This window comes from Bradyrhizobium sp. UFLA06-06 (assembly GCF_054820065.1).
The window spans coordinates 18,889-27,804 of the sequence record NZ_JADFUD010000088.1 but is presented as its reverse complement, the minus strand read 5'-3'; the positions used below and the strand labels follow the sequence as shown (position 1 = coordinate 27,804).

8 protein-coding genes are annotated in these 8,916 nt (G+C 63.8%); 3 read left to right on the top strand and 5 right to left on the bottom strand.

The genetic code is table 11. The features are described from left to right. Nucleotides 1-115 precede the first annotated feature (115 nt). Nucleotides 116-1,678 (bottom strand): alkaline phosphatase D family protein, encoded by a 1,563-nt coding sequence (locus IF803_RS39075; protein ID WP_461195806.1) that lies wholly within the window; start codon nucleotides 1,676-1,678, stop codon nucleotides 116-118. A 313-nt stretch (nucleotides 1,679-1,991) separates the two neighbouring features. Beyond that, nucleotides 1,992-3,395 carry a TAXI family TRAP transporter solute-binding subunit gene (locus IF803_RS39070; protein ID WP_245288719.1) on the bottom strand — a complete coding sequence of 468 codons (1,404 nt, stop codon included), beginning with the start codon at nucleotides 3,393-3,395 and terminating at the stop codon, nucleotides 1,992-1,994. A gap of 211 nt (nucleotides 3,396-3,606) precedes the next feature. On the opposite strand from IF803_RS39070, the gene IF803_RS39065 reads away from it, so the two are divergent. Together IF803_RS39065 and IF803_RS39060 are read left to right on the top strand one after the other, a co-directional pair. Continuing rightward, the gene (locus tag IF803_RS39065; RefSeq protein ID WP_461195805.1) at nucleotides 3,607-3,912 is read left to right on the top strand and encodes a 4a-hydroxytetrahydrobiopterin dehydratase; all 306 of its coding nucleotides are present in this window, start codon (nucleotides 3,607-3,609) and stop codon (nucleotides 3,910-3,912) included. Nucleotides 3,913-4,003: 91 nt separating this feature from the next. Beyond that, nucleotides 4,004-4,402: a YkvA family protein gene (locus IF803_RS39060; protein ID WP_028340892.1), complete on the top strand. Its 399-nt coding sequence runs from the start codon at nucleotides 4,004-4,006 to the stop codon at nucleotides 4,400-4,402. A 69-nt stretch (nucleotides 4,403-4,471) separates the two neighbouring features. On the opposite strand, the gene IF803_RS39055 is transcribed toward IF803_RS39060, so the two are convergent. The 3 genes from IF803_RS39055 to IF803_RS39045 form a co-directional block, all read right to left on the bottom strand. After that, nucleotides 4,472-5,644, bottom strand: coding sequence for a TAXI family TRAP transporter solute-binding subunit (locus IF803_RS39055; RefSeq protein WP_461195804.1), 1,173 nt, complete (start codon nucleotides 5,642-5,644; stop codon nucleotides 4,472-4,474). An 18-nt stretch (nucleotides 5,645-5,662) separates the two neighbouring features. Beyond that, nucleotides 5,663-6,484 (bottom strand): hypothetical protein, encoded by an 822-nt coding sequence (locus IF803_RS39050; protein WP_461195803.1) that lies wholly within the window; start codon nucleotides 6,482-6,484, stop codon nucleotides 5,663-5,665. A 503-nt stretch (nucleotides 6,485-6,987) separates the two neighbouring features. Beyond that, on the bottom strand, nucleotides 6,988-7,968 hold the full coding sequence (locus tag IF803_RS39045) for an NADPH:quinone oxidoreductase family protein (protein ID WP_028340889.1): 981 nt from the start codon (nucleotides 7,966-7,968) through the stop codon (nucleotides 6,988-6,990). 105 nt (nucleotides 7,969-8,073) lie between these two features. Here IF803_RS39045 and IF803_RS39040 point away from each other — a divergent pair, with 105 nt between their 5' ends. Further along, on the top strand, nucleotides 8,074-8,910 hold the full coding sequence (locus IF803_RS39040) for an SDR family oxidoreductase (protein WP_461195802.1): 837 nt from the start codon (nucleotides 8,074-8,076) through the stop codon (nucleotides 8,908-8,910). Nucleotides 8,911-8,916: the final 6 nt, after the last annotated feature.

Sequence of the window (8,916 nt, the reverse complement as noted above, 5' to 3'; positions counted from 1 at the left end):
GCGTCTCGAAGGATGGCCACGAGGGCACCGCCACGAAATGCGATAGCCCTGCCCGCAAGCGGGAGAGGGAGCGCAGTTCGTTCGCGGCGTTATCTCAACCCAATCGCGTCGCGCGCTAGACTGGCTTCGGATCGAGCGTGATCGCCCACAGCTCGGCGTCGACGCGGTCGCGCAGGCTCACCGTCATCTGCCCGCTCTTGCCGTCGATCTTGACGTGGCCGAAGAACTGCATGCCGGCCGACGGCGGCAGGTTCTGGTTGGCCTCGCCCGGCGCCTTGATGAACTTCACCTCGGGGCCGAAGGTGTTGTCGAGCTCGTTCGGACCGAACGTGCCGGCATGCAGCGGGCCGGAGACGAATTCCCAGAACGGATCGAACTCCTGGAACTGGGCCTTGTTCGGGTTGTAGTAGTGCGCTGCGGCGTAATGCACGTCGGCGGTCAGCCACACCGTGTTGACGATACCCGCGGTCTTGATGAAGCGCAGGATATCGGCGATCTCGAGCTCGCGGCCGCGCGCCGGACCGTCGCCCTGCGCAAAGGCTTCCGAGCCCTTCTTGTTGGCGGCATCGTCATAGACGATCAGCGAAAGCGGCATGTCGGAGGCGATCACCTTCCAGGTGGCGCGCGAGTTGAGCAGCGCGCGCTTCAGCCAGGCCATCTGGTCCGGGCCGATGAAATAGGCGTCGGGGCCGTACTGCTCCTGCAGGTTCGGGCCGTTGGGGCCGCGATAGCTGCGCTCGTCGAGCATGAAGACGTCGAGATGCGGACCGTAGCTCAGCGTGCGATAGACGCGGCCCGGCTCGACGATGCTCTCGCGCATCGGATACATCTCGTGGAAGGCCTTGGCCGCGCGCGCCGCGAGCACGGTGATGTCGCGCTCCTTGTAGGCCGCCGGCAGTTGCTTCGACAGCGACCAGTTGTTGGTCACCTCGTGATCGTCCCACTGCACGAAGATCGGCACCTCGGCATTGAAGGCGCGGACGTTGTTGTCGAGGAAGTTATATTTGTGGGCGGCCCGGTATTCGTCGAGCGTCTCGGCGACCTTGGCCTTCTCGGGAATCGTGACGTTCTTCCAGATCTTGCCGTCGGGAAGCTTCACCTCGGAGGGGATCACGCCGTCGGCGTAGATCGTGTCGCCGGAGTGCAGAAGGAAATCCGGAGCGTGCTTCTTCATCGCGGCGAACGTGATCATGCCGCCGTCGTCGGGATTAATGCCCCAGCCCTGGCCGGCGACGTCGCCGCCCCACACGAACGAGACGTCGCGGCGATCGCTCGGCGCGGTGCGGAAGCGGCCGACCACCGGCTCGCCGACGATGTCGATATGGGCAAGGTCGCGGAAGCGGACGCGGTAGAAGATGTCCTGGCCGGAGGGCAGGTTCTCCAGCAGCATCTTGGCGGTGAAGTCGCCCTCGGGCAGCGCCGTGATCGGCGGCAGCGTATGGGCGTCCTTGAACGATTCGGTGGTCGCGACCTCGACCATCATCTGCGACGGCCGGTCGGCCCGCGCCCACACCACGCCGCCGTCGACGCCGACATCGCCGGACTGCACGCCATGGGTGATCACGGGGCGGTCGACGGCCCGCGACAGATAGGGCATCGCGATCACGCCGGCGCCGGCCGCAGCCGCCGTGGAGAGAAAGCGTCGGCGGGTGAGTTTTCGCGAGAACCGGAACGTCATGGGGAGCCTCCTCAGGTCACAGCGACAATGCGCCGCAGGCGCGCCAAGACCTAGAAAAATTCCATGACGGAGAGATTACAGGGACGAGGAAGTGTGGAGAGGAATCAGAGGCAACGCTCCGTAAGGTGAGCACGCCTGTCAGGCTCCCTCTCCCGCCTGCAAGCGGGGGAGGGTGGGGTGGGGGTTCTCTCCACGAATCGTACCGTGGAGAGAGCCCCCACTCGCATTGCATCTGCGATGCAATGCGGCCTCCCCCGCAAGCGGGACGGGCGAAGGGAGTGCGCGGATAAAGGGAGCTTGCGTATAAGAAAACCTACGCCGTGCCCGCTGCCCTGAACTGCGTGGCAGTCCGTTGCAAATTTTGCGGCATGCTGAACAACAGCGCCTTGCGGTCGGCGACAGCGTTATGAAGCTGCTCGAGTGCGATGTTGAACGCGGTCAGCGTGCCTTCCTCGATTGCGCCGTGCTCGAAACAGTCCAGCGTGTGGCGCAGGATGTCGTCGGCCTCCGCCTGCATCTGGTCGAGTTCCTCGATTGAATCGCTTTGCCGTGCGGCCTTCAACATCTCCAGCAAGCGTTCGCGCTGCGAAGTATTGGTGTTGCGCTCGTCCTGCTTGAGATAGCCGGCGAACCACGCACCGGCCGAGCCCATCGCCGAGAACGCCATCAGGCTCCACCAGATGTAGTCGCTGTAGCGGTCGAGGAAGGTTTTTTCCTCGCCGTCGACAAAGGCGGCGGCGCCCGGATGCACCGGAATGGTGGCATCCTTGTCGGTGTCCGGCGTCTCGATCTTGGCGGCGAGCGGGAAATCGGTCTTGAGCGACTGCCGGATCGCGAACAATTGCCGCGTGAATGCCGCGACCGTCGAGTCCGACAGGCCCTTCCGCGCAACGATGTGGTGCGAGAAGCTGATCGTCTTCACCTCATCGTCGGGCCGGTCGGCGGAGCCGAGCGAGCCGGCGGGGATTTCCGCGGCCTCATAGGCCGGATGGTTTTGCGCGATTGCCTCCGAGGCGTCGATCGCAAGGAAGCTCGGCTCGCCGCCGTCGCGGACCGATGCCGTGATCGCATCGATCGTGATCTTGCTGTTGGCCGGACCGACGGCGAGATAGGCGTCGGCCTTCAGGTTCTTGATCGCTTCCGCCGCCTCATTGGCCGGGAATTGCACGATTTCGACCTTCATCGGGTCGACGCCGTATTGCGTCAGGATCAGCTTCAGCAAATTGACATTGGCCGGGGTGCGGCCGACGACGCCGATCTTGCGGCCGGCAAGCTGCGCGATCTTGGTGATCCGCGCGGATTTCCGAACCTTGCCCTTGGCGGGCGGAACCCACATCACCACGACATTCTTGCGCAGGGTCGCGACCGCCTGGGCATTCTTCGGCACTTCGAGATCGCCGCGGATGATGGCGAGATCGGCCTTGCCGTCGGCCAGCGTCTGCGCGCTGGCGGTGGCGCCCTCGGTCTGCACCGGCCTCAGCTTGACCTGGGTTTGCTGCTGGTTGTTGAAGGCCTGCGCCAGCGCCTGCACGACCTTGAGGTCATCGCTGTTGGCGGGACCGACCGCGATCCGCAGCGTCACCGGACGCACGGCGAAATAATAGCCCGCCAGCAACGTGCCGATGATGGCCAGCGCGCCCGCGATCAAAACGAACATCAGCCGCCGCTTTGCCGAACGCAGCGGCTTGGGCGACATGCTGGCGGAGCCGTCTGTCATCGATCTCGCAAACAATCGTCGGGGCTCAATCTCGCAAAACTACCAACGCGCATACATCCCCTATGTGTAGCAAATTACTGAATGGACAGATGTTACAACTCCGTCATGGTTACCAGCGGCGATAGGACGCGATTTCGGCCTTAATTTGGGCGTGGATCCCATCCCGGAAGCCGGTTGTTAGGCTAAAGTCGGCGTTAAACGGGAGGTTACCATGGTCGAACGGCTGTCAGTGGAGGCAAGGAAGGCCGCCCTTTGGGAACTGGCCGGCTGGTCGGAAACGTCCGGCCGCGAGGCGATCGCCAAGACTTTCGTGTTCAAGGACTTCAACGAGGCCTTCGGGTTCATGGCCCGCGCCGCCCTGGTCGCCGAGAAGAGCGACCATCACCCCGAGTGGAAAAACGTCTACAAGACGGTCGAGGTGGTGCTGTCGACCCACGATGTCGGCGGGGTGACCAAGCGCGACATCGACCTCGCCAAGGCCATGAACGCGATCGCAAGGCAGCTTGGGGTCAGTTGAGCCCGGCGCGCGCAACCTTGCGCGGGTCCGCCGATATCCCCAGATTCGCATCGTCCGCCGCCGAACTGGCGCGGCGTCGAGGAACCTTGCGATGACATCGAGCGAACACGGTGTGGGATTTGGGCCTGCCGATCGGCTGGCACAGGACCCCGAAAGCGTGCGCCGCCGTTTCTGGATCAAGTTCAAGAAGGTGGTGGCGAGCCTGCCCTTCGCGGAGGACCTGTTGGCTGCCTATTACTGCGCGTTCGACCGGCAGACGCCGCGCCATGTGCAGGCGGCGCTGCTCGGGGCGATCGCCTATTTCATCCTGCCGTTCGATTTCGTGCCCGACATGCTGCCGATCCTCGGCTTCACCGATGACGCCGCAGTGCTCGCAACAGCGCTCCGCATTGTGGCAAGCCACATCACGCCGGAGCATCGCGATGCCGCCCGCGCCGCGCTGAAGCGCGGTGTGCCGGAGGGCGCGGAAAGTAGCCCGGATGAAGCGTAGCGTAATCCGTGGTCTTTCTCGCCGATCGATCGAGCGGGTTTCGCTGCGCCCGATCCGGGTCCGAGGAGTCTAGCGTTTCTCGCCGGCGCGCAGTTGGGCACGAGAGTTGTTTTCCGCTTCCCACGCCCGGAACTGCTTGAACAGCACCTCCTTGTCGGCGTCGCTCTGCAAGCGCGTCGCCGCCGGGCTCTGCTTCAGGAATTCATCGAAACGGGTGCGCGTGGCAGCTTCGACGCCGTGGCGGTCCAGCCATTGCTGGGCTACCGGCAGGCGTTGCCAGCCCGGCAGTGGCGCCGACAGCGAGACCTCCCGCCACTTCGGATGGAACGGCGGATTCTGGAACGTCGGAAATTTTGTGAAGAACGCATCCACGAAATTGGCCAGCTTGTTGTAGCGCTCCGTCTTCGGTGCCCAGTTATAGGCCGCAAGCACGGCAGGAACGGCGATCGTGTCAACGCGCTCCTCGCCCGAAATCAGGTTGGGATAGTCCTTGGCCGACAGGCTCGCCGGCAGATAGTCGTCCTGCAACGGTTTCTCGTAGTTGACCGGCACCAGGTGGAACCGGTCGTCCTTGAAGCCGCTCACAGACTTGTAAGGCTTGCCGCCACAGACGATCACCGCGTCGATTTCGCCGGTCTTCAGTTTCTCCAAGGCGATGCGCTGCTCGATATAGACGACCTTCGGCTTCATTCCGAGCCGCTCGAACACGGTCAGTGCGGTGACGAAGGTGCCGCCATTGGGAAGGTCGACGCTGATCGTCTTGCCCTCAAGCTCCCTGAGATTACGGATCGATTTCGACGCGATCACGTGCATCTCTTCGTTATAGAGCTTGGTCACGTAGGTGAACTGCTTCTTGATGTCTTTCGCGATGCCCTTCCGCTCGAGATAGTCGAGCGTGTCAGATCGAACGATGCCGAGATCGACGCCCTGCAGAAACAGGATGTCGGCGACGCTCTGCACCGAGCCGCGCCCGACGATCGGCAGGATGCGCAACTTATTGCCATCGTCGAGCACGGAGGCGAGATCGGCGCCGAACTGAACATAGGTGCCGCCGATCGTACCCGAGATCAGCGTGACCGTGTTGGCGTTGAGGCTCTGCTTGGTGCTTACGGAGCCGAACTGAAAGATCGCCTTCAGGCTGTCGCTGACCTTGGCCGGGTCGAATTCGGTCTGCTCGGCCCGTGCCGCCAGGCCGCAAATCATCATGCCTGTGCATAGTACCAATCCAAACAAGCGTCGCATGTGTCCCTCGAGATGAGCTTAGTTCTGCATTTGCGCGAGGCGCTGCTGCGCGGACTGCGAGCCGAGTTCGGCGGCCTTGCGATACCAGAGGCGCGCGGTCTCCGGATCGGGCGTGATGCTCCGCTTGTCCAAAGTCCCCAGCACGTCGGGGTCGTAGGTGCGCGCCAGCAACAGCGCCGCGTCCGCGTCCTGCGCATCCGCGGCCCGCTCGAGCAGGAGTCGCGCCGATACGATGTCGCCGATCGCAAGCAGGCTGTTGGCGCGCTTCAGAAGCGCCGCGACCGCATCCGGATCGAGGCGTCTTGCCTGTGGCGCCGCCGGTAATGGCTCGACCGGCGCAGCAGCGGGTACTTCGACCGCGACGATTTGGCTCTGAATCGCTTCCTGATAGGCGGCCGCGATCTCAGCGCGCGACGGCTGGCTCGCGATGGCGGGTGATGCTGGCGTTGCCACGGCGCGAACAGCCTCAGCAAGGTCCGCCCGGACCCCGACTGGCGAAACGCCGACCAATAAGGCCTTGGCGCTCAGGATCGTGTCGCGCGTGACGCCGGCGGACAACAGCGCGAAGACCGCCGCCGCGACAGCCGCGACGGCCGAAGCTGTCAGCAGGCCGATGCGAAGGCGCGAACGCGGAATCGTCGTGCGCCTTTCCCAATCCGCGTCGTACTCGTCAATTTGGCTTGAGAGAAAGAGCGGAGCTGGTTCGTCCGCGCCGAAGTCGATGCCTGCCCGATGCGATCGTCGGTAGCGATAATGCGCAAATCCGGGATCGTTGATATCTGCGTTGACTGCGCCGTGCGGCGGATCGTTGCCGTGAACGTGTCCTGAATTCCCCACCATGATGACGCTTCCCCGTTACTATGACGCAACAATCGGGCATCTCTGGTGTCTGGTTGTTATTCTTATTGGGGTACCTGAGCGCCCGTTACGGGTCCTTAATCGCCTTGCGATTGGGCCCAAAAAGCGGCCTCGGTCGCTGCGAATCGGGAGAAATTTGGGTTTGATTGCGGCAGCGCGCGCCAATTCAGAGAAAGTTCACAAGGTTTGCTCGCGTTGCGCGCGCAGCGCTGAAGCGCGGAGTGCCGACTGAGGAGTGAGGTCTGCGTTCTCCTCCCCCTGAAAGGGGGAAGGTCGGGATGGGGGTCAGCCGCAGACGCCGCTGTAAGTGGAGAGAGCAGATCCCCACCCGCTTTGCTCTGCGAGCAAAGCGACCTCCCCTTTTCAAGGGGAGGTTGGAGCATCCGTAGCCCGGATGCAGCGAAGCGTAATCCGGGGCTGCTCTAACCGCGGATGGCCTGGTCCCGGATTTCGCTGCGCTCCATCCGGGCTACGCATTCTCTTCCTCAGCTTCCCGGGTGCAGGATCACCTTGCCCATCGCCTTGCGGCCGGCGAGCACCTTCAAGGCTTCCGCGGTCTGCGACAGCGGGAAGGTACGGTCGACATGTGAGGAGATCTTGCCTTCCGCGGTCCACTGCACGAGCTTCTCGAGGTTCTTGCGGTTCTTGTCCGGGTTCTGCCGCGCCCAGGCGCCCCAGAACACGCCGCGGATATCGCAGCCCTTCAGCAGTGCGAGGTTGAGCGGGATCTTCGGAATCTCGCCGGCGGCAAAGCCGATCACCAGGAAGCGGCCTTCCCACGCGGTCGAACGCAGCGCAGCCTCGGCGTAGGCGCCGCCGACCGGATCGAACACGATGTCGGCGCCCTTGCCGTCGGTCAGCTTGCGCAGGCCTTCCTTGAGATCTTCCTTCGCATAGTTCAGCGTCAGCTCGGCGCCGTGTTGCTTGGCGAATGCCAGCTTCTCGTCCGACGAGGCGCAGGCAATCACCTTCAGGCCCATCAGTTTGCCGAGCTCGCACGCGGCAAGGCCGGTGCCACCGGCGGCCCCTAACACCGCGAGCGTCTCGCCCGGCTTCGGGCTTGCGCGATCTTCCAGCGCATGCAGCGCGGTGCCGTAGATGATGATGATGCCGGCGGCGCGGTCGTAATCGAGATTGTCGGGAATCTTCACGATCGAATTCGCCGGCAGCGCGATCTTGTCGCGCGCGCCGTTGTGGCCGCAGGAAGCGACGACGCGATCGCCGACCTTCAGGTCAGTGACGCCTGCGCCGACACTTTCGATCACGCCGGCAACTTCGGCGGCCGGCGAGAACGGGAACGGCGGCTTGATCTGGTACTTGCCCTGGATCATCAGGATGTCGAAGAAATTCAGCGCCGCCGCCTTGATCGCGATCACGGCTTCGCCGGGAGCCGCCACCGGATCGGGCACGTCAGCCAGCACGAGATCGTCGGGTTGACAGTATTGCGAGCAGAGGATGGCTTTCATGGACACACCTGAGTTTCGGACGCAGAAAGAGCTGCAAGATCTTGGACTACAAGCTTCATGCCGGATTTGCGGCGGAGCGACAATACAGTGCGGAGGGATCAAACTATGTTTGAAAAAGGCCTGCTAGCGAAAAAGCGCATCCTGATCACCGGCGGCGGCTCCGGCCTCGGCGCGGCGATGGGCCGCCGCTTTGCCGAACTCGGCGCCGAACTGATCATCTGCGGGCGGCGCGAGGGGCTGCTGGAGGAAACCGCAGCAAAATTCCGCAGCGAACTCGGCGCCAAGGTTTCCACCGCGCGCTGCGATATCCGCGACGGCGCAGCGGTCGAAGCGATGATGGATCAGGTCTGGCAGGACGCGCCGATCGACGTTCTCGTCAACAATGCTGCCGCAACCTTTATTGCGCAGAGCGAACATTTGTCATTCCGCGCGGCGGACGCGATCCTCGCGCCGACACTGCATGGCACGATGTATTGCACGCTCGCCGCCGGCCGCCGCTGGATCGACGGCAAGCACAAGGGCGTGGTGCTCTCGATCCTGTCGACCTCGACCATCACCGGCCGCGCATTCACGGTGCCGTCCTCGATGGCCAAGACCGCGGTGCTGGCGATGACCAAGAGCCTTGCGGTGGAGTGGGGCCCGAAGGGCATCCGCACCGTCGCGATCGCGCCCGGCGCGTTTCCGACCGCAGGTGCGACCGGACAGTTGCGTCCCGAAGGGCGCGGCGAGAGCTGGGCGCATCGCAATCCGCTCGGCCGCGCCGGCGAGCATGCGGAGCTCGCCAATCTCGCGACCTTCCTGATCTCGGATCAGGCCGGCTACATCAACGGCGAGATGGTGGTGCAGGATGGCGGCTCGCACTTGCGCAGTTCCGGTGCCGAGGACCTGCTGCAATGGACCGATGCGCAGTGGGAGAACCAGCGCGCTGCGCGCGCCAAGTGATAGGCC